17 protein-coding genes are annotated in these 22,512 nt (G+C 70.9%); 12 read left to right on the forward strand and 5 right to left on the reverse strand.

Annotation, left to right across the window (positions count from 1 at the left end; genetic code table 11):
* The first annotated feature begins 55 nt into the window (after positions 1–55).
* The 7 genes from ACTHAM_RS10450 to ACTHAM_RS10480 all read left to right on the forward strand — a co-directional run bounded on the left by ACTHAM_RS10450 (position 56) and on the right by ACTHAM_RS10480 (position 6,510).
* On the forward strand, positions 56–649 hold the full coding sequence (locus tag ACTHAM_RS10450) for a helix-turn-helix domain-containing protein (protein ID WP_440687088.1): 594 nt from the start codon (positions 56–58) through the stop codon (positions 647–649).
* Between the two features lie 54 nt (positions 650–703).
* Positions 704–1,693, forward strand: coding sequence for a pirin family protein (locus ACTHAM_RS10455; protein ID WP_440687090.1), 990 nt, complete (start codon positions 704–706; stop codon positions 1,691–1,693).
* A gap of 51 nt (positions 1,694–1,744) precedes the next feature.
* Positions 1,745–2,095, forward strand: a complete 351-nt coding sequence (locus tag ACTHAM_RS10460; protein WP_440687092.1) for a GNAT family N-acetyltransferase — start codon at positions 1,745–1,747, stop codon at positions 2,093–2,095.
* 78 nt (positions 2,096–2,173) lie between these two features.
* Positions 2,174–3,553 carry a sensor histidine kinase gene (locus ACTHAM_RS10465; RefSeq protein ID WP_440687094.1) on the forward strand — a complete coding sequence of 460 codons (1,380 nt, stop codon included), beginning with the start codon at positions 2,174–2,176 and terminating at the stop codon, positions 3,551–3,553.
* Positions 3,546–4,313: a response regulator gene (locus ACTHAM_RS10470; protein ID WP_440687096.1), complete on the forward strand. Its 768-nt coding sequence runs from the start codon at positions 3,546–3,548 to the stop codon at positions 4,311–4,313. Before ACTHAM_RS10465 ends, ACTHAM_RS10470 begins: the two co-directional genes overlap by 8 nt.
* A gap of 131 nt (positions 4,314–4,444) precedes the next feature.
* Positions 4,445–5,410 (forward strand): ABC transporter ATP-binding protein, encoded by a 966-nt coding sequence (locus ACTHAM_RS10475; protein ID WP_440687098.1) that lies wholly within the window; start codon positions 4,445–4,447, stop codon positions 5,408–5,410.
* Entirely contained in the window at positions 5,407–6,510 is a 1,104-nt protein-coding gene (locus ACTHAM_RS10480) for an ABC transporter permease (protein ID WP_440687100.1), read from the forward strand. The genes ACTHAM_RS10475 and ACTHAM_RS10480 overlap by 4 nt, the downstream gene beginning before the upstream one ends.
* Positions 6,511–6,512: 2 nt before the next feature.
* Here ACTHAM_RS10480 and ACTHAM_RS10485 read toward each other — a convergent pair whose 3' ends face one another.
* The 5 genes from ACTHAM_RS10485 to ACTHAM_RS10505 all read right to left on the reverse strand — a co-directional run bounded on the left by ACTHAM_RS10485 (position 6,513) and on the right by ACTHAM_RS10505 (position 12,076).
* On the reverse strand, positions 6,513–8,327 hold the full coding sequence (locus ACTHAM_RS10485; RefSeq protein WP_440687101.1) for an alpha/beta hydrolase: 1,815 nt from the start codon (positions 8,325–8,327) through the stop codon (positions 6,513–6,515).
* A gap of 164 nt (positions 8,328–8,491) precedes the next feature.
* Positions 8,492–9,919, reverse strand: a complete 1,428-nt coding sequence (locus tag ACTHAM_RS10490; protein ID WP_440687102.1) for an MATE family efflux transporter — start codon at positions 9,917–9,919, stop codon at positions 8,492–8,494.
* A gap of 176 nt (positions 9,920–10,095) precedes the next feature.
* On the reverse strand, positions 10,096–10,554 hold the full coding sequence (locus ACTHAM_RS10495; RefSeq protein WP_440687104.1) for a MarR family winged helix-turn-helix transcriptional regulator: 459 nt from the start codon (positions 10,552–10,554) through the stop codon (positions 10,096–10,098).
* Positions 10,555–10,619: 65 nt separating this feature from the next.
* Positions 10,620–11,468: a ferredoxin reductase gene (locus ACTHAM_RS10500; protein WP_440687106.1), complete on the reverse strand. Its 849-nt coding sequence runs from the start codon at positions 11,466–11,468 to the stop codon at positions 10,620–10,622.
* A 5-nt stretch (positions 11,469–11,473) separates the two neighbouring features.
* Complete coding sequence (locus tag ACTHAM_RS10505) at positions 11,474–12,076, reverse strand: sulfite oxidase-like oxidoreductase (RefSeq protein WP_440687108.1); 603 nt, start codon at positions 12,074–12,076, stop codon at positions 11,474–11,476.
* 643 nt (positions 12,077–12,719) lie between these two features.
* On the opposite strand from ACTHAM_RS10505, the gene ACTHAM_RS10510 reads away from it, so the two are divergent.
* The 5 genes from ACTHAM_RS10510 (at position 12,720) to ACTHAM_RS10530 (ending at position 22,437) form a co-directional block, all read left to right on the forward strand.
* Positions 12,720–15,314 carry a LamG-like jellyroll fold domain-containing protein gene (locus tag ACTHAM_RS10510; protein WP_440687110.1) on the forward strand — a complete coding sequence of 865 codons (2,595 nt, stop codon included), beginning with the start codon at positions 12,720–12,722 and terminating at the stop codon, positions 15,312–15,314.
* A 177-nt stretch (positions 15,315–15,491) separates the two neighbouring features.
* Positions 15,492–21,536 (forward strand): RHS repeat-associated core domain-containing protein, encoded by a 6,045-nt coding sequence (locus ACTHAM_RS10515; protein ID WP_440687112.1) that lies wholly within the window; start codon positions 15,492–15,494, stop codon positions 21,534–21,536.
* Positions 21,533–21,772: a DUF7660 family protein gene (locus ACTHAM_RS10520; protein ID WP_440687114.1), complete on the forward strand. Its 240-nt coding sequence runs from the start codon at positions 21,533–21,535 to the stop codon at positions 21,770–21,772. The genes ACTHAM_RS10515 and ACTHAM_RS10520 overlap by 4 nt, the downstream gene beginning before the upstream one ends.
* Positions 21,773–21,929: 157 nt before the next feature.
* Complete coding sequence (locus ACTHAM_RS10525; protein ID WP_440687116.1) at positions 21,930–22,184, forward strand: hypothetical protein; 255 nt, start codon at positions 21,930–21,932, stop codon at positions 22,182–22,184.
* 46 nt (positions 22,185–22,230) lie between these two features.
* Positions 22,231–22,437, forward strand: coding sequence for a hypothetical protein (locus ACTHAM_RS10530; protein WP_440687118.1), 207 nt, complete (start codon positions 22,231–22,233; stop codon positions 22,435–22,437).
* Positions 22,438–22,512: the final 75 nt, after the last annotated feature.

Raw genomic sequence — 22,512 nt, forward strand, 5'->3', positions numbered from 1 at the left:
GACCCCGAGGTTCGCACTTCGGCAAGTAGCCTTGCGGGAACGGCAAGGAGGACGGATGGTCGAGGACGAGCTGACGACGGTGCTGGACGCGGTCGCACCCCGGTTGCGCGCGCTGCGGACACGGCGCGGGCACACGCTGGCCGACGTGGCTGCGGCAACCGACATCTCGGTGAGCACGCTGTCGCGCCTGGAGTCCGGGCACCGCCGGCCCGCGCTGGACCTGCTGCTCCCGCTGGCCCGGTTCTACCGCGTCCCGCTGGACGACCTCGTGGGTGCCCCGGCCACCGGTGACCCGCGCATCCACCCGCGGCCGATCCGCCGGCACGGGCACGTGATCATCCCGCTCAGCCGCGAGGGTGCCGATCCCCAGGCGTTCAAGCAGGTGCTGCCCGGCCGCGCGGTGTCGGGCCCGGCAGCACCGCCGGTGAGGCCGGTGCAGCGCACGCACGAGGGCAGGGACTGGATGTACGTGCTGCAGGGGCGGGTGCTGCTCCTGCTCGGCGAGGAGGAGATCGTGCTGGAGGAGGGCCAGGCCGCCGAGTTCGACACGCGGACCCCGCACGCGTTCCTCAGTGCGGGCCCGGAGCCGGCGGAGGTGCTCGGGCTGTTCAGCAAGGAGGGGCAGCGCGTGCACGTCCGCAACGCCTGAGCAGGTGGTGGCGACGGGCTGCTGCCCCGCGCCGGCGTGGTTACGGTGGCCCGCATGAGCACCATGGAGGAGTCGCCGGGCGAGGTCGTGTGCCGCACGGGCGAGGCAGTGGCCGGCGTCGAGCTGCTCGTCCCGCGCGACGTGCCGCTCGGTGGTCCCCGAGCCATGGCGGTGCGGCGGACGTTGCCGCAGCGCGAACGCAGCCTCATCGGTGCGTGGTGCTTCCTGGACCACTACGGCCCTGATGACGTGACCGGCCGCGGCATGCAGGTGCCCCGGCACCCGCACACCGGTCTGGCCACGGTGAGCTGGCTGTTCAGCGGCGAGATCGAGCACCGCGACTCCACCGGCGCGCATGCGATGGTGCGGCCCGGCGAGGTGAACCTGATGACGGCGGGGCGGGGGATCTCCCACTCGGAGTTCTCCACGCCCGGCACCCGCCTGCTGCACGGCGTCCAGCTGTGGTTGGCCCTGCCGGACGCGAGTCGGCACGTGGCGCCGTCGTTCGAGCACCACCGGCCCGACCCGGTCGAGGGGGACGGGTTCCGGCTCGCCGTGTTCCTCGGCTCGCTCGCCGGCGCGGTCTCGCCGGTGCGGACGCAGTCGGCCGTGGTGGCCGCCCAGGTCGACCTGGCCCCCGGCGCGCGGTGGGACCTGGCGCTGGACCCGCGGTTCGAGCACGGCGTGCTGCTGGACTCCGGTGAGCTGACCCTGGCAGGCGGCGCCGTGCCGGTCGACCACCTCGCGTACCTGCCCACCGGGCTGGACGAGGTCCGCCTGGAAGCGGGTGCGCAGGGCGTGCGGGCGCTGCTGATCGGCGGGGAACCGTTGGGGGAGCAGATCGTCATGTGGTGGAACTTCGTGGGGCGCAGCCACGAGGAGGTCGTGGCCTACCGGGCCGCCTGGCAGGCGGAGATCGGGGTGGAGTCGGCGCCGACGGGCGCACCGGACGGCCCGCCGCGGTTCGGCCCGTTCGCCGCCGGGACGCCCGCGCCGCTGCCGGCGCCGGTGCTGCCGGCGCTCCGGATGCGTCCGCGTGGTTGACCGGCCGGGCCTGCCCGGCGACCTGATCCCCTTCGTGACGAGGAGAACCGCATGACTGCCGCGATCGACCCTGTCGTCCGCCACGCCGCCGACCGGCAGCGCTACGAGCTGGTGGTCGAGGGGGCGGCGCCCGGACCTGACGTGATCGGCTTCACCGAGTACAGGCCCGCGACCGACGGTGTGCCTCGACGGGTGTTCTTCCACACGGTGGTCGACGCCGCCTACGAGGGGCAGGGCCTGGCCGGGCGGCTGGTGACCGCCGCGCTGGACGACACGGTGGCCGCCGGTCTGCGGATCGTGCCGGTGTGCCCGTACGTCGCGGCGTTCCTGCGCCGGCACCACGAGTGGGACGAGCAGGTCGACCGGGTGCAGGCGGCCGACCTGGCCGTGGTGCCGAGCTAGATTCTGTACCGGACGATCCAGTTCGGTGCCGTCTCTGGACCGATCGGTCCGCTGGTACGGACCACTAGCGTGGTCGCCGTGACCATCGCCGCCGTCTCCGTCGAGCCGGGCCAGCCGGACGTCGACCCGGACGACCCCGCCTGGACCCGCAACCCCCCGAGCCCCGAGCAGCGACGCGCCGACGTGCTCGGTGCGGTCGTGCTGTTCGTCGGTGCCGTGCTCAGCGTGGTCCTGGGTAGGACCGCCGGCATGTACGACGAGCCGGCCTCCGGCGCGGTCTCGCTGGCCTGGCTGGCCGCCGCGACGCTGCCGCTCGCCTGCCGACGACGCTGGCCCAGCTTCGTGCTCGTCGTGGTGGCCGGGGCGTTCGTCGGCGCGGTGACCATGCAGGTACCCGAGACGCTGTTCCTCAACATCGTGCTGTTCACCGCTTTGTACACCGTCGGCGCCTGGGAACGTACACGTCGCCGTGCGCTGCTCGTGCGAGCCCTCGTCGTCACCGGCATGCTCGGCTGGCTCGTCGTGTCGCTGTTCCAGGCCACCACCGACCCCGACGTGCTGGAGCACTTCGACAACGTCGGCGCATTCTCGCCGCTGGTCGCGTACATGCTCATCCAGATGCTCACCAATCTCCTGTACTTCTCAGGTGCCTGGTGGTTCGGCGACCACGCGTGGTCCGCCGCTCGCGACCGTGCACGCATGCGCCGACGCACGCGTGAGCTGCAGGCCGAACGCGCGCGCGTCGAGGCGCAGGCCGTGACCATCGAACGGCTGCGACTGGCACGCGAGCTGCACGACGCGGTCGCGCACCACGTGTCGGTCATGGGGGTGCAGGCCGCGGCGGCGCGCATGCTGCTGCCCCCCGGCCCCGGCAGCGAGCGGGTCGCCGCCGCGTTGGAGCAGGTCGAGGACTCGGCCCGCGACGCGATCGACGAGCTGCACGGCCTGGTGGGCACGCTGCGCGACGACGACCAGGTGCACGGGCTCGACGAGCCCGTCGGCTCGCTCGCGGTCACCCGGCTGCCCGAGCTCGTCGCCGAGGTGGCCGGGACCGGTCTGACCGCGACGTACCGCGTCGTGGGGGAACCTGCGCCGCTGCCCCCGGTGGTCTCGCTCAACCTCTACCGGATCGCGCAGGAGGCGCTGACGAACGTGCGCAAGCACGCGGGCCCCGACGCGACCGCCGACGTCCGGCTGCGCTACCTCGACGACGCCGTCGAGCTGGAGGTCGCCGACGACGGCAACGGGCTGCGCCGCACCGTCCTGGCCGGGGTCGGCCGCACCCCCGCGGGAGGGCGGGCCTCGGGTGGGTTCGGCATCGTCGGCATGCATGAGCGCGTGGCCGCCGACGGCGGGGTGCTCACGACCGGACCGCGACGGGCCGGAGGGTTCGTCGTGCGCGCGCACGTCCCGCTGCGCCGCCCGCGCGAGTCCGCCCCGGAGGCCACCGATGTCTGAGCCGGTCCGCGTGCTGCTCGTCGACGACCAGGCGTTGGTGCGCGCCGGGTTCGCCACGATCCTGGACTCCCACCCCGACGTCACCGTCGTCGGCCAGGCCGCCACCGGTGCGGAGGCGGTCGACGAGGCGCGACGGCTGCGCCCCGACGTGGTGTGCATGGACGTGCAGATGCCCGACATGGACGGCCTGGAGGCGACCCGACGGATCGTCGCCGACCCGCAGGTCGGTGCCGCGGTCCTCATCCTGACGACCTTCCACCGCGAGGACTACCTCGTCGAGGCGCTGCGGGCGGGGGCCATGGGGTTCCTGCTGAAGAACTCCCGGCCGACCCAGCTCATCGACGCGGTGCTCTCGGTCGCCGCGGGTGACGGTCTGCTCGCGCCCGAGGTCACGCGGGCGGTCATCGAGCGTGCGGTCGTCGCGGCCGTGGCACCCCACACGTCGGACGGGCCCGACCGGGGCGGCGAGCCCGCGGCGGGTGCCGGTCACGAGGACCGCGGGCGGGGCGGCCAAGGAGTCGGGCACCCGGTGGCCGCCCGCGTCGCACCGGACGTCGTGGCCACCCTGACCGAGCGCGAGCTGGAGGTCCTCGGGCTGGTGTCGCGTGGCCTGTCCAACGACGAGATCGCCGCCGAGCTCGTGCTGGGCCGCGCCACCGTGAAGACCCACGTGTCGAACGTGCTGATGAAGCTGGGGCTGCGCGACCGCGTGCAGGCCGTGGTGTTCGCGCACCAGCACGGCCTGGCCACCTGGTCCTGAAGGCCTCGGCCTGAAGGCGGAGGCCGTCCGCCGCACGGTTCCGTCCCGAGCCTGAGGCGCCGCCCCGGCACCGGTCCGTAGCGTGGCGCTTGCCGACGCACCCCGTCGGTCACCACGACGGAAGGGACCCCATGCTGCGGCTCGACGGCATCACCCGCGCGTTCGACGGACGCCGCGTCCTGGACGACGTGTCGTTCCAGGTCGCCTCGGGCCGGCTCACCGGGTTCGTCGGCGGCAACGGCGCCGGCAAGACGACCACGATGCGCATCATCCTGGGCGTGCTGGCACCCGACGCCGGCACGGTGACGCTCGACGGGCAGCCGCTCGGGGCCGACCAACGGCGCGACTTCGGGTACATGCCCGAGGAGCGAGGCCTGTACCCGAAGATGAAGGTCGCCGAGCAGCTGACCTACCTGGCGCGCCTGCACGGGTTCGACCGGCGGGCCGCCGAGCTGCGGGCCCGGGACCTGCTCGGGAGGCTCGGTCTGGACGCCCGGGCCGACGACCCGTTGGAGTCGCTGTCGCTGGGCAACCAGCAGCGCGCGCAGATCGCCGCGGCGCTCGTGCACGACCCCCGTGTGCTCGTGCTCGACGAGCCGTTCTCCGGGCTCGACCCGCTCGCGGTCGACGTGGTCCTCGCGGTGCTCGCCGAGCACGCGGCCACGGGCGCGCCGGTGCTGTTCTCTTCCCACCAGCTCGACCTGGTCGAGCGGCTGTGCGACGACCTGGTCATCATCGCCGGCGGCCAGATCCGGGCCGCCGGCTCGCGCTCGGCCCTGCAGGCGTCGTACGGCTCGACCCGCTACGAGCTGACTGGTACCGACGACGTCGGCTGGGTGCGGTCGGTGCCTGGTGTGCAGGTCGTGGAGTTCGACGGCGGGTCGGTGCTGTTCGAGGCCACGCAGGAGGTGGCGCAGGAGGTGCTGCGGGCTGCGCTCGGTCGCGGCCCGGTCGCCTCGTTCGGCCCGGTGCGCCCGAGCCTGGGGGAGATCTTCCGGGAAGTGGTCGCCGACGCCCCGGCAGATCCCGGCCCACCCAGCGCCGACCAGCTCGAGAGCACCACCGTTCCGTCCCAGCGCATGGAGGCCACCCGATGAGCACCCCGCGGCCCGCCGTCCCGTCCCTCGGCCGCGCCACCGCGCTGGTCGCCGAGCGCGAGATCCTCGCGCAGATCCGCACCAAGTCGTTCCTGATCTCGACCGCCGTGCTGCTCGTGCTGATCCTGGCGGGCATCGTGGCCAGCGCGGTCGTCGGCGGTGACGACGACGGCACCAAGGTCGCGGTCGTGACCGCCACGCAGGACGTGGTCGCCGCGAGCGACGGCCTCGAACCCGTGCTGGTGGAGGACGCCGACGCGGCGCTGGCCCTCGTCGAGCAGGAAGAGGTCAGTGCCGCGGTGCTGCCCGGTGACGGCCCCACGGGGGTGCGCCTGGTGGCCCTGGACAGCGAGCCGAGCGACGTGGTGGCCGCGCTGTCCCTGCAGCCGCAGGTCGAGCTGCTCGACCCGGCGGACCTGAGCGAGAACCTGCGGTTCGTCGTCGCCCTGGCGTTCGGCCTGGTCTTCATGATGTCGGCCGTCGGGTCGGGCAACATGATCGCCCAGAACACCGTGCAGGAGAAGCAGTCCAGGATCGTGGAGATCCTGCTGTCGGCGGTGCCCGCGCGGGCGCTGCTGGCGGGCAAGGTGCTCGGCAACAGCGTCGTGGCCGTGGGTCAGACCGCCGCCATCGCCGCCGTCTCGGTGATCGGCCTGGTCGTCACCGGGCAGGAGGACCTGCTGCAGGTGCTCGGTGCGCCGATCGTGTGGTTCGTCGCGTTCTTCCTCATCGGGTTCGTGCTGCTGGCCTCGATGTTCGCGGCCAGCGCGTCGCTCGTGTCGAGGCTGGAGGACGTCGGCGCGGTGCTGCAGCCCGTGCTGTGGCTGACGATGATCCCGTACTTCCTGGTGGTCTTCTTCACCGACAACGAGACCGTCATGACCGTCACGTCGTACGTGCCCTTCAGTGCCCCGGTGAGCATGCCGGTGCGGCTGTTCTTCGGCGAGGCGCTGTGGTGGGAACCGCTGGTGTCGCTGGTGGTGCTGGTGGTCACCACCGGTCTGGTGATCGTGCTGGCCGCGCGCATCTACTCCGGGTCGCTGCTGCGCACGGGTGCCCGGGTGCCGCTGCGGGCCGCACTGGCCGCCGCCAAGGGCTGAGGTCAGGCCACCGACTCGGTCGCGGCGATCTCGGCACGCAGCACCAGCGTCGCCTCGTCGGTCCAGCCCGGTGGGGTGGCCACCGCTGCCCACGCGTCGGCGTACTCCACGTGGTAGTTGTGCCCGTGCCCCGGGGGTGTCTCGCCCGCCACGAACAGGTCGATGGACAGCTGCCAGAAGCTGGCCACCGGGAACCAGGTCACGTCGGGCAGCACGTCGGGCCCGCGCGGCTCCGTCAACCAGTCGGGGCGGTGCAGCAGCAGGTCCGGCGACCACCAGATGACACCGTCGGACGCGTGCTGCAGGTACACCACGCGCGGGGAGTCCCACGCGGTGCCCAGACTCCACAGGTCGATGTCGCCGGCACCGTCCAGCCCCAGACCCCACCGCACGGTCTCCCCGCCGTCGAGCACCGGCGAGATCTCCCGCGACCCGGCGTCACGTGACGCGGTCAGGTCCTGCCACAGCGGTGTGAAGCCGGGCGTGCCGGCCCACACGGCGCCGTCGACGCGCTGCTCGAGGTCCTGCACGCTGGAGAACGCACCCTGGCTGCCGTAGCTGCCCAGCGAGATGCCGAACACGTACAGCTTCGGTCGGTCGTCCTCGGGCAGCTGCTCCCAGCGGGCGCGCACGGCCTCGAACAGCGCCTTGCCGGCGTCGGGCGGTGTCTGGCGGTCGCCGACGAAGCTCACCCAGCTGGGCAGGTACGAGTACTGCATGGCGGCGATGGCCGTGTTGCCGCCCCACAGCATCTCCAGGGCGTCGGCCGACGAGGGGTCGACCCACCCGGTGCCGGTGGTCGTCCACACCACCAGAGCCTCGCGGTCCCACGCGTCGGTGCGGTCCAGCTCGTCCACGACGACCTGCGCGGTCTCGTCGAGCGTGTCGCCGGAGCGCAGCCCCGCGTACACGCGGATCGGCTCGACCACCGGCAGGTCCAGGCCGGTGCGCGCGGTGACCTCGGCCAGCTCGGCGGTGCTGCGACCGCCGGAGACGAACCGGCGGCCCTCGCGGCCCAGGGACTCCCACGACGACAGCGAGTCTGGTGACCCGCTGCGCTCGGGCTGCTGCGGCTGCACCGAGTCCTCGTAGGTCTGCGCGTCGAGCTCGGCGTACGTGGCGCTCAGCAGCGCCTTGCCGGCGGCCACGACGGTGCCGTCGAGCAGCAGCACCGTGCCCACGGCGACCAGCGTCACGGCCAGTGCACGGGCAGCGACGGGTGGCAGCCACCGGCTCACGAGACGTGTGACGGCACGGGCCAGTCGACGCAGGCCGCGGGCGATGCTCAGCACCAGCCAGGCCACGACCAGCGCCACCATCAGGATGGTGACCGAGTGCGCCGAGGACGGCTGCTCCATGCCCATGACGTCCCGCAGCCGGTGCTGCCAGTCGTTGCTGACGACGAGCGCCACCACGACCACCACGACCGCGACGGCGCCGCCGCCCCACCACAGCCTCCGTCGCCACAGGGGGCTCGGCACCCACTGCAGGCGGGTCGCGCGCAGCACCCAGCCGATGAACGCGCCGATGCCGTAGCCGCACACCGCGCACGCCCCGGCTGCGGCACCCTGGAACAGCGGTCCGCGCGGGGTCAGCGACGGACCGAGCGCGGCGGCGAACAGGATGAGCGCACCGATCAGGCCCGCCGGCGACAGGCGGGCCAGGTGCTTCTGGGCGCGCGTACGCCACCGGTGCAGAAGTCGGGGTCGGTCCGCGGCGGCGTCGGGTGCCGCGGCGGCAGTGGGCTGGTTCGTCCCGTCGAGGTCGCTCCCGGTCTCCGGTGCCCCCGGTCCCTCGCTCGTGGCGGTACTGCTCACCTGGGCATCTCCCCGTGTCGGTGGGACCTGCGGCTCGCGGAAGCGGGCGCTCCGGACGCTAGCGGACGTCGGCCCGCACGGCCTGGCGAACACCGCGGGGCTGCGGCGAGCGGGCGACAGCCGTCGCCACGGGCGAGAGCGTCGAGCCTGGAGGTGCCGTTCGGTCATGCCGCCTCGGCGCGGGCGGTGCTGCCCTCGGCCAGTCCCCGGTCGATCGCGCCGCGCGAGGCCAGCCACATCGCGGCGCCGACGAGCAGGACTGTGCACTCGGTGACGGTCAGCGACCACACGATCCCGGACAGGCCGAACCAGCGCTCTCCGAGAATGACCACGGGGATGAACAGCACGCCGTGCGTCACCGACGTCACGGTTGCCGCCAGTGCGCGCCCGGTGGCCTGGAACAACGAGGTGAGCAGCCCGGTGAACCCGTTGGCGACCATCGCCACGAGCTGGGCGGTCAGGATCGTGACGCCGATGGCCAGTACCGAGCGGTCGGCGACGAACGCGGTGACCAGCTGCTCCCGGAACGCCAGTGCGGTCGCGGCGAACACGACACCGATACCGCCGACGACGAGCGCCGCCGAGCGCAGCGCGGAGCGCAGCCGGGCGCGGTCGCCCTTGCCGTAGGTGTACGCCAGCAGGGGCAGCACACCGAGGGTGATCCCCATGACGAGGAACTCCGGGACCTGGGCGATGCGGACGGCGACGCCCATGGCCGCCAGCGGCCCGTCGCCGTAGGCCGCTGCCAGGTTGTTCAGCACGAGAGCGGTGACGATGAGGAACCCGGCCTGCAGCAGCTCACCGATGCCCACGCCGAAGACGGGCCGGAGCACGGTCGGCGAGAGGGTGAACCAGCGTGGTGCGAGTCGCACGTGCTCGCTGTGCCGCGTCAGCCACGTGGCGAAGTAGCCGACCAGGGCGAGGTTGGCCACGCCGACGGCCAGCGCGGCGCCGGCGACACCCCAGCCCAGCACGAGGATCAGCAGGACGTCGAGGAGCACGTTGACCACGGTCGAGCCGATCAGCCCCACCATCACCTGGCGTGCGGCGCCCTCGGACCGCACGAGCTGTTCGAGGCAGAACGCCGCCGCGAGCACGGGGACGAACGCGAGCATGACGGCCACGTACGCCCGGGTGGCCGGGGCGGTGGCGGCGTCCGCGCCGAGCAGCCGCACCAGCGGGTCGAGCAGCAGGAGTCCCGCCGCGCCGAGCACGATCCCGGCGATGACCGAGCCCCACAGCGCGAATGCGGCAACGTGCCGGATCTGGTCGGCCTGGGCGCGGTCGTGCTCGGAGGCCCCGAGAAGGCGGGAGACGAGCGCGCTGCCGCCGACGCCGAACACGCCGCCGACCGCCATGACGAGCGCGAGCACGGGGGAGCCGAGCGTCACCGCGGCGAGCAGGGCGGTGTCGTGCAGCGAGCCGATGAAGCCGGCGTTGATGACGTTGTAGACCGCGCCGACGATCATCGCGGCGGCCATGGGTGCGCACAGGTGCATGAGGGCACGCCCGAGGGGCGCGGACGAGAGGTACCAGCGGTCGGTGCCGACGGCGTCGGACAAGACGGGTGCGTGCAGGTCGGTGGTGCTCATGGCTGCTCCCGGTTCTGGGCAGGGTCGAGCGCACGACGACGGGCGCCGTCGCGGCAGGGGGGAGAGGGCAGGTCGGGTCGAGCGCAGGGCATGGCGGCGCAGGCCGGGTGGCGGTGTGCCGAGGGAGTCGGCCCTGTGTCCGAGCGGGCGCGGTGTGGCCGCGTGTCCGCTACGGGCTAGCGCGTGGTGGGTTGCGGCAGGTCTGCGGTGATCTTGGTCAGCAGCGTGTGCAGGGTGGCCCGTTCGTCCGCGTCGAGGGGGGCCAGGATCGTCTCGTCGACCGCGGCCATCGCCTCGGCGAACCCGGCGACGAGCTCGGCGCCCTGCGGTGTCGCGGCGACGCGCTTGCTGCGTTCGTCCCCGGGCTGGGTGTGACGCTCCACGAGACCGCGGCGTTCGAGCCCCTGCAGCAGGCTCGAGACGCTGGCCGCGCTGGTGCGGCTCACCTGGGCGATGTCGCGTTGGACGGTGCCGGGGTGGTCGACGAGGAAGCCGAGCACGAAGCCCTGCTCGTGGGTGAGGTCGCGCGCCCGCACCCAGTCCTCGGCGGCCTTGCGCTGCGCCCAGCCGATCCAGCGCAGCAGGCCGAGGCTGCTGCCCTGGCCGGTCGTGGTGCGGGTCTCCTTCTCGTCCATGATCAGAACGCTAAAGGTTAGATACCTAACTGTCAACGATCGAACTGAAGTCTGGCCCGCACGTGTCAGCCGGTCGGCCCGAACCGTTCGGTCCTGATCCGCTCGGGGTCGTGCCCGAGGTCCACGAGCGTCGAGGCCACGTGCTCGACGAACGGCGTCGGCCCGCACACGAACACGTGCGGGTTCTGCTCGGGTGGCAGGCATGCGGCGGCCAGCGCGGCGGCGTCGAGCCGCCCCACCGGGCCGGTCCACCCCGCGGGTGCCCGCCGCGTCCACGCCCAGGTGAGCTCGAGCCCGGGGTCGTCCGCCGCGAGGGCCTCCAGCTCGGCCGCGTACAGCGCGTCGGCCGGTGTGCGGACCGAGGCGAGAAGCCGGAACGGTGCCTGGCTGCCCGCCTGGTGCCGGGTGCGCACCATCGACATCAGGGGCACCAGGCCCGACCCGCCCGCGACGAGCTGCACGGGGTGCGGGTCGCGGGGCTGCCACACGAACCAGTGCCCGATCGGACCCCGCAGCTCGAGCTGGTCACCGACCACGACCTCCTGCGCCAGGTACGGGGACACCTCACCGTCATCGACCACCTGCACGGTCAGCGCGATGCGCGCCGTCGTCGCCTGCGCGGGCATCGTCGTCGGCGCCATGCCCATCGTGCCCGGGCACGCCAGCGAGTAGGAGCGCTGCGTGGAGTAGCCGTCCTCGGCGGTCAGTCGCACGTCGACGTGCTGACCGGGCAGCGCGCCGTGCCACCCGGGCACGTCCAGCTCGAGGCTGACCGCGGTGGCGGTCTCCCGGTGGCGGGCCACGACGGTCGCCACGTGCCACGGCAAGGCGTACCGCACATCGGGTGCGTCGGTGCTCTCCGGGCTGTCCGTCTCGTCCAGCGGGCCGGGCCCGGGCTCGGTGGTGGTGGTCACGTCGCTCAGTCGCCCCAGTACCGCTGCTCGCGCCACGGGTCCCCGTAGGCGTGGTAGCCGCGCTCCTCCCAGAACCCGGCCCGGTCCGCGGTGAGCAGGTCCAGCCGGCGCACCCACTTGGCCGACTTCCAGAAGTACAGGTGCGGCACCAGCAGCCGCACAGGGCCACCGTGCTCGTCGGGCAACGGCGCACCGTCATACCCGAACGCCAGCCACGCCTTACCGCCGCGCAGGTCAGCCAGCGGCATGTTGGTGGTGTACCCGCCGTCGCACCGGGCCAGCACGTGCTGCTCGTCATCGGCCAGGTCGACCGCATCCAGCAGGGTGTCGAGCGACACCCCGCGCCACCGGCTGTCGAACTTGGACCACTTGGTGACGCAGTGGATGTCGACGACGACGTCCTCGGCCGGCAGCGCCTGCAGCTCGCCCCACGTCCACGACGCACGCGTCTGGCCGGGGGCACCGATCGTGAACGTCCACGTCGACAGGTCCACCCGGGGCGTCGGACCGGCCGACAGCACCGGGAACCCGTGCTCGCGGTACTGGCCCGGCGGGAGGCGCGGGTCCGACTCACGCTTGGGGCGGAATCCCCGGGAGATCACCGCCACGAGCGGACCTGTGGGGCGAGAACGGCTTGGGTCACGTCGGTCTCCCTGCGGTGGCGGGTCAACGGCATCCCATGATGCGTCCCGGGCGGCGCTGTCCGCCAGCCTCTTGCCGACTCCATCTCGCGGGCGAGGCCAGGTAGGGTCGCGGCCTCCCTGGGCGCGCGGGCGCAGTCGCGGGGGTCGGCCGCGACGGTCCTGAACTGCGGTGATGCGGTCGCGTTACTCCAGGCGAGTGAATCTCCGCGGTTTCACCCGTGCGCTCTCTATGTGCCCCCTATGTTCTGCCCAAGAACCAGCGGGGGTGTTGCGTCCTCGGCAGGTGTGGAGCGGTCGTGGGGGCGAACACATCGGCCTGCCGCGCGTCGAGTGGCAGGGGTGCAAGTGGTGTCTGCAGGGTGGGGCAAGCGGCCGTTGGTGGCTGTCGCGGTCGTGGGAGTGCTCGTCGGCGGGCTGCAGGGTCTGCCCGCTGTGGCCGCGACCGTGGAGCCGCAGTGTGGCTCGGCCGCGCTGTCGGATTCTCAGGCGCTGGCCTTGGCGATCCAGTGCGAGAACGACGTCGAGGTGCTGGGTGCGCGGACTGAGTGGACCACTTTTGTACGCCCAGTCGGACGGTCAGATGCGGCTTGAGTCGTCGATCGGCGCCGTGAGGACCAAGGTCTCCGGCGAGTGGACGGACGTCGACACCTCGCTGGTGAGTGGACCCGAAGGTGTGACGATGGTCGCGCCCGCAGTGCAGATGACCTTCTCCAGCGGTGCCGACGATCAGCCGCTGGTCCGCATGGAGCGTGACGGGCACGAGCTGACCTTCGATGTGCCGTTCGATCTTCCGGCGCCGGTCGTGTCGGGCGACACCGTGGAGTATCTGGCGGTCAGGCCCGGGGTCGATCTCTTGGTGACCCCGGACCCGGACGGCAGCGGCTTCTCGGAGGTGCTACGCGTTGCCTCGCCCGAGGCTGCGGCCGACGATTCCATCCGGCGCCTGACGTTTCCGGTCGGGGTTTCCGGTGATCTGACGCTGAGTGCCGTCGGTGGTGGGTTCGTCGCGAAGGATGACGAGGGTGAGCAGGTGTTCGCTTCGCCGGCACCTGCGATGTGGGACTCGAGTACAGACCGTCAGACGCCCACACTGGGTGCGGGCCTTGCGATGGCAAGTAGTGATGCCCTCGCCAGGTCGGTCCGTGCCAGTGCAGTCCAGGCGAACCGGGCCGCGCGGGTCGAGGGGCCCCTGGATGGCGATCAGCGGTCGGTGCTGAAGTCCTCGCTCACTGATGACTCGGTGATCGTGACACCGGACGCGGAGATGCTGTCCGACCCCGCCACGGTCTGGCCGGTGTACATCGACCCGGCGGTGACCGGCGGGCTGTCAGAGCGGATTGCGGTCTCGACGGCGGGGTGGAGCCACTATCAGTTCGGCGACGACGGCATGGGTCGATGCGGGACCACGGGCTCGCCGATGTACTGCTCCAGTGTGTTCACCGAGCGGCTCGTCTACCAGTTCACCGGGTTGCAGGCCGTGGGGAACGTCGAGCCGGGGGACCTGACCTCGGCGGTCCTGTCGGTATACGGGTCGCACTCGTACTCCTGCACGGCCTCCCCGGTGGAGGCGTGGTGGACGGGTGGAATCAGCAGTGGCTCGAACTGGAACAACGTCGCCTGGATGGCTGGCTTGAGTACGCAGGTCGTGGCGCACAAGGCAGCGTGCGGCAATCAGCGCCGCATCGAGTGGAACGTGCTCTACGGCGCGCAGCAGACGGCCTCCCAGAATGCCGCCCAGTTGACAGTGGGTCTGAAGGCAGCCGATGAGTCAAGCTCCGCCGGCTGGAAGCGCTATCAGTGGGACGCGCAACTGACGATCACGTACAACCAGGCTCCGTACACCCCGCGTGACCTGTCAATCACGTGGCCGAGCGCGGTGGCCTGCGGAGGCGTGATCAACTCGCCGAACCCGATTCTGCGAGCAACGGGACAGGACCCCGAGGGTGACAATATCTTCACCACTTTCGTGGTGCATAGCTCCGCGGGCCAGATCTGGGCGACTCCCACGGGTTGGCAGGCCTCCAACACCGCGTTCCAGGTGCAGGTGCCTTCAGGTGTGCTCGCCGACTCGGGCAGGTACCGGTTCGCGGTGCAGACCACCGACACGGCCGGGAGGACTAGTCCGTGGTCCGGCATCTGCGAGTTCACGGCCAACACGGTCCCCCCGTCGACTCCGCCGACCATCACGGCTGTCACGGGCCAACCAGCCGTGTACTCCGAGGGACAGAGACTTGGCGGGGTCGGACTCGCGGGCAAGTTCTCGTTCGGACCTAACGGCGTCGGGGACGTGACGTCGTTCCGGTACGGATTCGACGACCCGGCGATGCCCTCCACGGTGGGGCTGAGTTCGCAGGTGGCCTACACGCCGACGAAGGCCGGACCGCACACGCTGTACGTGCAGTCGGTGGACATCGGCGGCCTGGCGGGGCCGCGCCGGGACTACCAGTTCACGGTGAACGTTGCGGGCACGGCAGGCTTGTGGACCTTTGACGAAGCGGGCTCACCGACGTCTGCGACCGACGCCAGCGGTGCAGGTCATCCCCTGACGCTGTCGAGTGCGGCGTTGCGGGTGCCCGGGGTCTTGGCTGAACTCGACCCAACTGCGGCTCCGGCGAACGACACGGCACTGCACATCGCTTCGCTGAGCGACAAGGCGACCTCTGTCAACCCGATCATGGCAACGGCGTCCTCATACACCGTGACGGCGTTCGTCAAGCTCGACGACCTCAACGGTATCCAGACCGCCGTCAGTCAGAGCGCTGTGCACACCTCGGCGTTCGAGCTCGGGTTGCGGCCCGCCGGTGACCCGGCGTGCACCAATGGGGGTGCCTGCTGGTCGTTCACCGTGGCCGGTGCGGACTCGGCCTCGGCTGGCGCGGCCACGCCCGTCACCTCCCCAGCGCTCGTGGTGGCCGGGCAATGGGTGTTCCTCGCGGCGACCTACGACGCGAACGCAGGCAAGGCCCGCCTGTATGTCACGGACGCAGGTGGCGCTCCGCTCACCACCGGCGATGTGTCTGTCCCGGCCGGTCTGTTCTCCGCGGGTGCCTTCGTCGTCGGTCACGGCCGCGCCGCGGACAGCGACACCCACGGGCTGCACGGCACGGTCGACGTAGTCCGCGTACTGACGGGCATCGCCAGCGACACCCAGCTCAACCAGTACGCCCAGGGTTCGCTCGCGCTCGTCCCGACGACCCCCTGATTCACCCCAGTCCCGTCTCGTCCGGTGGTCCTTCACAGGAAGGAGGCTGTGGTGCGCCGCAGCCTGATCAGCAGTCTCGTCGTCGCTGCCCTGATGGTCTCGGGGGCTGCGCCGGCCGCCAGCGCGTCTGACACCTCAGGGTGGACCGAGGACGCTCGTCGTGCCCATGGTGCCGAGTTGGCGCCCGAGTTGGAACCTGAGTCGCTGGTGCCTGCGGTCCCGGCGAAGGCGGTCAGTGACGAGGCATCGCCGGTCGCCGACGGGGTCGTGCCGGAGGTGACGTGGCCCGGTGCTTCGGTGGTGACCGGTCGGCTCGGGACGGCCAGGTCGACCACGAAGGTGCCGGTGCGGGTGCTTGGCCGCGCCGCCGCGCTGAAGGCCGACGTGGCCGGGGTGCTGATGTCGGTCGCCAGCCCCGCCACGGCGGCCTCGGGGGCACGGGTCGCGGATGCAGGAGTCGAGCTGACCGTCGACTACGGCAAGTTCGTCGGCGCCTACGGTGGGGATTGGGCATCGCGCCTGCGTCTGGTGCAGTTGCCGGCGTGCGCGCTCAGCGCCCCTTCCGATCCAGATTGCCGCACCCAGACACCGCTGACCACGTCCGCCAACGACATCAGCACACAGAGGGTGACCGCGACGGTGACCGCGGGCTCGGTCGTGGCGTTGACGGCGGGGACCTCCGGGTCGAGCGGCAACTGGTCGGCCACTTCGCTGTCGGCGTCCGCGTCGTGGCAGGTGTCGCAGCAGACCGGGTCGTTCTCCTGGTCCTACCCGTTCGAGATGCCGCCCACCCAAGGCGGGCCGGCTCCATCCTTGGCGCTGTCGTACGACTCGGGGTCCCTGGACGGGCGGGTAGCCACGACCAACAACCAGTCGTCGTGGATCGGCGACGGCTGGAACATGGACGCCGGGTTCGTCGAGCGGAACTACGCCTCGTGCGCCGACGACGCGACGGGTTCGGCAAACAACGTCGGGCGCGTCTCCGGGGACCTCTGCTGGAAGTCCGACAACGCGACCCTGGCGTTGGCCGGGCACTCTGCGGAGCTGGTCAAGGACGCCACCACCGGCACGTGGCGACTCAAGGAGGACGACGGCACCAAGGTCGAGCGCCTCACCGGTGCCCCGAACGGTGACAACGAGGGGGAGTACTGGAAGGTCACCACGACTGACGGGACCCAGTACTGGTTCGGTCGGGGCCAGCGTCCCACCGACACCGTCGCGCTGAACTCGGCATGGACTGTTCCCGTGTTCGGGAACAACCCGGGCGACCCGTGCTACCAGAGCGCGTTCGCCTCGTCGGCGTGCACCCAGGCGTGGCGGTGGAACCTCGACTACGTCGTCGACCCGTCCGGCAACTCCATGACGTACGTGTACGCCACCGAGACGAACAACTACGGCCGCAACAACAACACGGCCGTCTCCTCCTACGTGCGCGGCGGCTACCTGACCCGCATCGACTACGGGCAGCGGCAGGGCTCGGAGGCGAGCGGATCGGCGCCTCAGCGGGTGACCTTCACCGTGGCAGAGCGCTGCATCCCGTCGGGGTCGGTCACCTGCGACCCGGCCCAGCTGTCCTCGGCGACCGCCGGGTCGTGGCCGGACGTGCCGTTCGATCTCATCTGCACGTCGACGACGTCCTGCCCCTCGGTCACCGGGCCGGCGTTCTTCACACGCAAGCGGCTGACCAGCGTGGCCACGGCCGTGTACACCGGTGGGGCGTACAAGCCGGTGGACTCCTGGGCGCTGACCCAGCGGTTCCCCTCGCAGGACGGGGCGGACGCCGTCATGTGGCTGGACTCGATCCAGCGCACGGGCACCGCGCCAGGGGCCTCGGCGAGCCTGCCGGCGGTCACCTTCACCGGTACCCAGCTGGCCAACCGGGTCGACACGATCGGTGACCTCGGCCCCGCCATGTATCGGTGGCGGATCACGTCCGTGACGGACGAGTTGGGCGCCACGACGAGCGTGGCGTACACGCCGGCCGACTGCACCAGCAACGACCTGCCAGCCAGCCCGGACTCCAACACGCGCCGCTGCTTCCCGGTCGTCTGGGACCCGCAGGGCAGCATCGGCCCGGTCACCGAGTACTTCCATAAGTACCTGGTCTCCGGGATCACCGCCGACTCCAAGGATGCCCAGTCCCTGCCGGTCGAGACCCGGTACGCCTACAGCGGTGGGGCCGCGTGGGCGTACGACGACTCGGAGTTGACCCCGGTGGCTCAGCGCACCTGGGGCCAGTTCCGTGGCTACGGCCAGGTCGACGTGTCCACGGGAGCCACCTACGCCACCCAGTCCCACGTGGGCTACCGGTACTTCCGCGGCATGAACGGCGACCACCTGGCCAACGGTTCGACCCGAACCGTCCTCGTCGATGGAATCACTGATGCCGAGAGGGTCAGCGGCTTCCTTCGCGAGCAGATCGTCTACGACGGATCCACCGTGGTCTCCCGCACCGTGGCGGAGCCGTGGATCTCGGGCGCCACGGCGACGAGCAACACAGGCGTGAGTGCCCTCCTCACGGGCACGGCCGTCAGTGAGACTCACACGTCCGCGCCTGCATTGCCCGGCGGTGAACGGGTCACCCGCATGACCACGAGCTACGACGGCACCTACGGGCTGCCGACTCAGGTCGATGACGCAGGCGACCTGTCCACCGGCAGCGACGACCGCTGCACGCGACTCACCTACGCCCGGAACGCCGCGGCGAACATGGTCGAGACTGTCTCGCGTACCGAGACGGTTGCCGTCGCCTGCGCCGCGGCCCCTGCCCGCCCCGCTGACGTCGTGTCCGACTCGCGGGTCTTCTATGACGGCGCCGGGTACGGCACCGCACCGACGCGTGGCCTGGCGACCACCAGCCAGGTCCTCGACCGCTATGAGTCCGGGACACCGGTCTACGTCACCTCGAGTACTACCGGTTACGACGCGAACGGTCGACCGATCTCGGCCACGGACGCACTTGGCGCCACCACGACGACTGCCTACACCCCGGCCACGGGCGGCCCGGTGACCACTGTCACGACGAGCTCGCCGGACCCCGACGGCACTGGGCCGCTCTCGGCTCAGGTCAGTGTGTCCAACCTTGACGCGACCCGCGGCGTGACGACCAGCACGGTCGACGCCAACGGGAAGACCACCACGGGCGCCTATGACGGCCTTGGGCGACTGACCTCGGTCTGGCTCCCGGGCCGGGCGCTGAGCGCATCGGCGTCCACCACCTACGCCTACCAGGTCGCAGTCAACGGCTACTCGACCGTGACGACCAAGAAGCTCGGGCAGGACGGCAGCTACTTGACCAGCGTCGCCATCCACGAAGGCCTCGGTCGTACCCGACAGACCCAGACGCAGGGCGCCAACCGCGATCAGGCAACCGTCCTGGTCGCGGACACGACGTACGACTCCCGAGGCCTCGCGACCGTCGTCACCGACGCGTGGGCTACCGCAGGGAACCCTTCGACGACGCTGCTGCTACCCAAGATCGCGGTGCCGTCGCGGACGCGCTTCACCTTCGACGGAGCCGGCCGGCAGACGGTTGCGACCTACGACGTCGATCAGCAGCCCAAGTGGTCCACAACGACCAGTTACGGCGGCGACCGCGTCACGACGGTTCCTCCCACCGGGGCAAGCCCGACGACGACCGTGACTGATGCGCGCGGCAACACCACGAGCTTGATCCGCTACACCACGCCCAGCCTGACCGGTCCGTCGCAGACCGCGAGCTACGACTACGACAAGGCCGGACGCCTCACCCAGGTGAAGGACTCGGTCGGCACCACCTGGGCCTACCAGTACGACCTGCGGGGTCGACGCACCCAGACGTCCGATCCTGACAGGGGAGTGTCCACCAGTACGTACGACGACGCCGGTCGGCTCGTGACGAGCACCGACGCGCGCGGCGTGACGCTCTGGTACGGGTACGACGCCCTTGGGCGCAAGATCGCCGAGCGCCGGGGCTCTGCAACCGGCACGCTGCTTGCGTCGTGGAGCTACGACACCGTGGCCAAGGGCCAGCTGAGCGGCTCCACCCGGTACGAGTCGGGCAACGCGTACACGACGACGGTTGCCGGCTACGACAACGCCTACCAGCCCACCGGCACGTCATTGACGCTGCCTGCCAGCGAGGGCAAGCTCGCCGGCACCTACAGCGTCGGGTACACCTACACCCTTGACGAGCAGGTCAAGACGGCGGTCTACGGTGCGGTCGGCAACCTTCCTGCTGAGACGGTCACGACGTACTTCGATCAGTTGTCATTGCCGCGGTGGAGCAGTGGTGGTCTGGGCAAGGGCACGTATGTCGCGGACTCGGCCCGGTCGTCCTTCGGCGATCTGCTCGCTCTCGACCTGGGCAACACCGCCAGCGACTGGTTGACATGGACGTACGAGCAGGGCACCCGTCGCCTGCTCACTCAGCGCCTGGAGCGTGAGTCCGGCACGGCCGCCGACCTGGCGCTGACCTACACGCACGACGCTGCCGGGAATGTCACGTCGATCACGGACGCCCCGACGCAGCCGGGTGTCACGGGGGACACGCAGTGCTTCGTCTACGACGGGTTGCGACGCCTGACCACGGCGTGGACCCCGGCGGCGGGTGGGTGCGCGCAGACCCCATCGGTGACCGCCCTGGGCGGTGCGGCGGCGTACTGGACGGACTACACCTACGACGCGTCCGGCAACCGCACGGCCACAACCAGCCACACCGCTGCGGGTGAGACGACGGCGACGTATGCCTACCCGGCGACGGGCGCCAGTCAGCCGCATGCCCTCACCGGGGTGTCGGCGACGTCACCGGCGGGTTCGTCGACGTCGAGCTTCGCCTACGACGCGGCCGGGAACACGACCACCCGGCAGATCGCCGGTCAGGCCGCGCAGACTCTGACCTGGGACGCGGAAGGCAAGCTGGCCTCGGTCGCGGCGGGCGGCTCGACCCTGGAGTCGAACGTGTACTCCGCGGACGGATCGAGGATCATCCGCCGGGCCGGCTCGAAGGTCACCGCGTACCTGCCCGGTGGTCAGGAACTGACCCTGGACACCACCACCTCGACGATCACCGGGTTGCGGTACTACGCGTTCGCAGGGCAGACGATCGCCGTGCGCAACGGGCCGGGCCTGGCCGCGGTCACCACGCTGATCCCGGACTCCCAGGGCACCGCCCTGGCCTCGATCGCCAACAGCACCGACGCCCTGACCCGCCGCTACACCGACCCGTTCGGTGCCCCGCGCGGCACGGCCACCACGGCGTGGGTCGGTGACCACGGATTCTTGAACAAGGCCACCGACGCTGCGATCGGCCTGACCCAGGTCGGCGCCCGGTACCTGGACACCGCGCTGGGCCGGTTCATCAGCGTCGACCCGGTCATGGACCTGGCCGACCCGCAGCAGTGGAACGCCTACGCCTACTCCAACAACAACCCAGTCACCTGGTCCGACCCCACCGGGCTCATGTGGGACGGATCGACCGCCGGCCACCGGTACACCCATCAGGGTGCAGCGGGCGGCTTCATGGAGAGCATCGGCGCGGCCAAGCAGGGCGGGGGTGGGTCAGCGGTTGCGTCCCCGCTGAAGATCTGGCCTGTGGGGCGGCCGAAGGTGTCCAAGTCAATGGCTCGCCAGTACAACACGGCGCTATTTCAGGCGAAGTACATTCGGCCGCCTGTCCAGTCGAAGCCGCTGACCACCGATGATTGGCACACGGTGGTCGACTTCGTCGGGCTCGCTCCCTACTTCGGCGAAGCCGCTGACGGCGCAAACGCCGTCTGGTATGCCGCGGACCGGGACTGGGTCAACGCCGGGCTCTCAGCCGCGTCGATGGTCCCCTGGCTAGGATGGGGCGCCACCGCGGCAAAGGCTGTGCGACGCGGGTCGCACGTCGCGGACGCCGCGGGTGGGTTGATTCCGGCCCGCTCAGTACGATTCACGCAGGACAGTGTCGGTTCGGCCTTCCGTGACGGCGCGTCAGTGATGGACACTGCTGACAACTGGGCCACTGCCGGGAGGGCGCCGGAAGGGCTCGAGCCGATTCGCATCTTTGAGAGAGAAGGGAACATTCACTCGTTGGATAACAGGCGCCTGTTCGCCGGGCAGTATGCTGATGTGCCCCTGCCCTACAAGTGGGCGACGCCGGAAGAGATTGCTGCCAGGAACCAGACGCAGGTTTTTGGCGGCACTTCGGTTATGGTTCGGTTCCCGGGCGGTCGGGAGAGCTGGGGGTGGTGGCAGCCGTGAGAGAACTGTCGGAACTCAGAGGGCGCGAGCGGTTGCTCGTGGCCTTGGACGAGATGCAAACTGAACTCGCCTCGGGTGCTCGCTGGGAGAATGACACCCTCGCGCGATACCTGGAGGCTCTCTCGGCGCTCGTCGGGTCGATAGAGAATGACTACGCCAACACCGGTCGCGACCTGCCATCGAACCCTTGGGACATCATCACCGATGCGTTGCGCGGAGCACGGTATTACGAATGAGGGTGTTGTCTGTCCGGCTCGTCTGAGCGGCCGTGGTCTCCGAGCGGTTCATTGAAGTCGTTCCCGGATAGTTGTTGTTCGTGTGATGCGACAATTCGATCTTGGAGGTTCCGGTCAGCGACCTGCTGGAAGCGGGCTACTCGCGAAGGGTCAACTGATGACGCTCGACGAACTCGGCGCTAAGTTTCGGCGCCTGAACTTGCCAGCCTCTGCCTACAGCCTCGGGCGCGATGCGAACGAGTCGTACTGCCTCGTGGTAGGCCCCGATGGTTGGCACGTCTACTACAGCGAGCGGGGCAACAGGAACTCGGAGGAGGTGCTGCCCTCGGAGTCGGAGGCGTGCCGAAGGCTGCTGGAGCGGGTCCTGCATGATGGCTCAGTTCGTCGCTGGATGGACGACCGCGGAGCGTGAGGGTTGAGGACCGCGGGGCGGGCTCTCCGCAGACCCGATCGGTGTGGTGGGCGGCCAGGAGTTGACCCTGGACACCGACTCCTCGACGGTCACCGGGTTGCGCTACTACGCGTTTGCGGGGCAGGCGATCGCTGTGCGCAGCGGGCCGGGCCTTGTCGCGGTGACCACGCCGATTCCGGACTCCCAGGGCACCGCACTGGCCTCGATCGCGAACGGCTACGCCACGTTACCCGGCGGTTGCGGACGCGCTTGACTCGGCCTCGCGGGTCTACCCGCGAGTGAACGGTGTCGAGGGCCTTCCCTATCAATACTCCGTCTGGCAGCCATA

This window comes from Cellulomonas soli, assembly GCF_052036975.1.
GTDB classification, from domain to species: domain Bacteria; phylum Actinomycetota; class Actinomycetes; order Actinomycetales; family Cellulomonadaceae; genus Cellulomonas; species Cellulomonas soli_A.

Bases quoted from the DNA above. Each gene is read 5' to 3' on its own strand.
- ACTHAM_RS10450 (WP_440687088.1), top strand. From the start codon at position 56: ATGGTCGAGGACGAGCTGACGACGGTGCTGGACGCGGTCGCACCCCGG.
- ACTHAM_RS10455 (WP_440687090.1), top strand. From the start codon at position 704: ATGAGCACCATGGAGGAGTCGCCGGGCGAGGTCGTGTGCCGCACGGGC.
- ACTHAM_RS10460 (WP_440687092.1), top strand. From the start codon at position 1,745: ATGACTGCCGCGATCGACCCTGTCGTCCGCCACGCCGCCGACCGGCAG.
- ACTHAM_RS10470 (WP_440687096.1), top strand. From the start codon at position 3,546: ATGTCTGAGCCGGTCCGCGTGCTGCTCGTCGACGACCAGGCGTTGGTG.
- ACTHAM_RS10475 (WP_440687098.1), top strand. From the start codon at position 4,445: ATGCTGCGGCTCGACGGCATCACCCGCGCGTTCGACGGACGCCGCGTC.
- ACTHAM_RS10480 (WP_440687100.1), top strand. From the start codon at position 5,407: ATGAGCACCCCGCGGCCCGCCGTCCCGTCCCTCGGCCGCGCCACCGCG.
- ACTHAM_RS10490 (WP_440687102.1), bottom strand. From the start codon at position 9,919: ATGAGCACCACCGACCTGCACGCACCCGTCTTGTCCGACGCCGTCGGC.
- ACTHAM_RS10495 (WP_440687104.1), bottom strand. From the start codon at position 10,554: ATGGACGAGAAGGAGACCCGCACCACGACCGGCCAGGGCAGCAGCCTC.
- ACTHAM_RS10525 (WP_440687116.1), top strand. From the start codon at position 21,930: ATGACGCTCGACGAACTCGGCGCTAAGTTTCGGCGCCTGAACTTGCCA.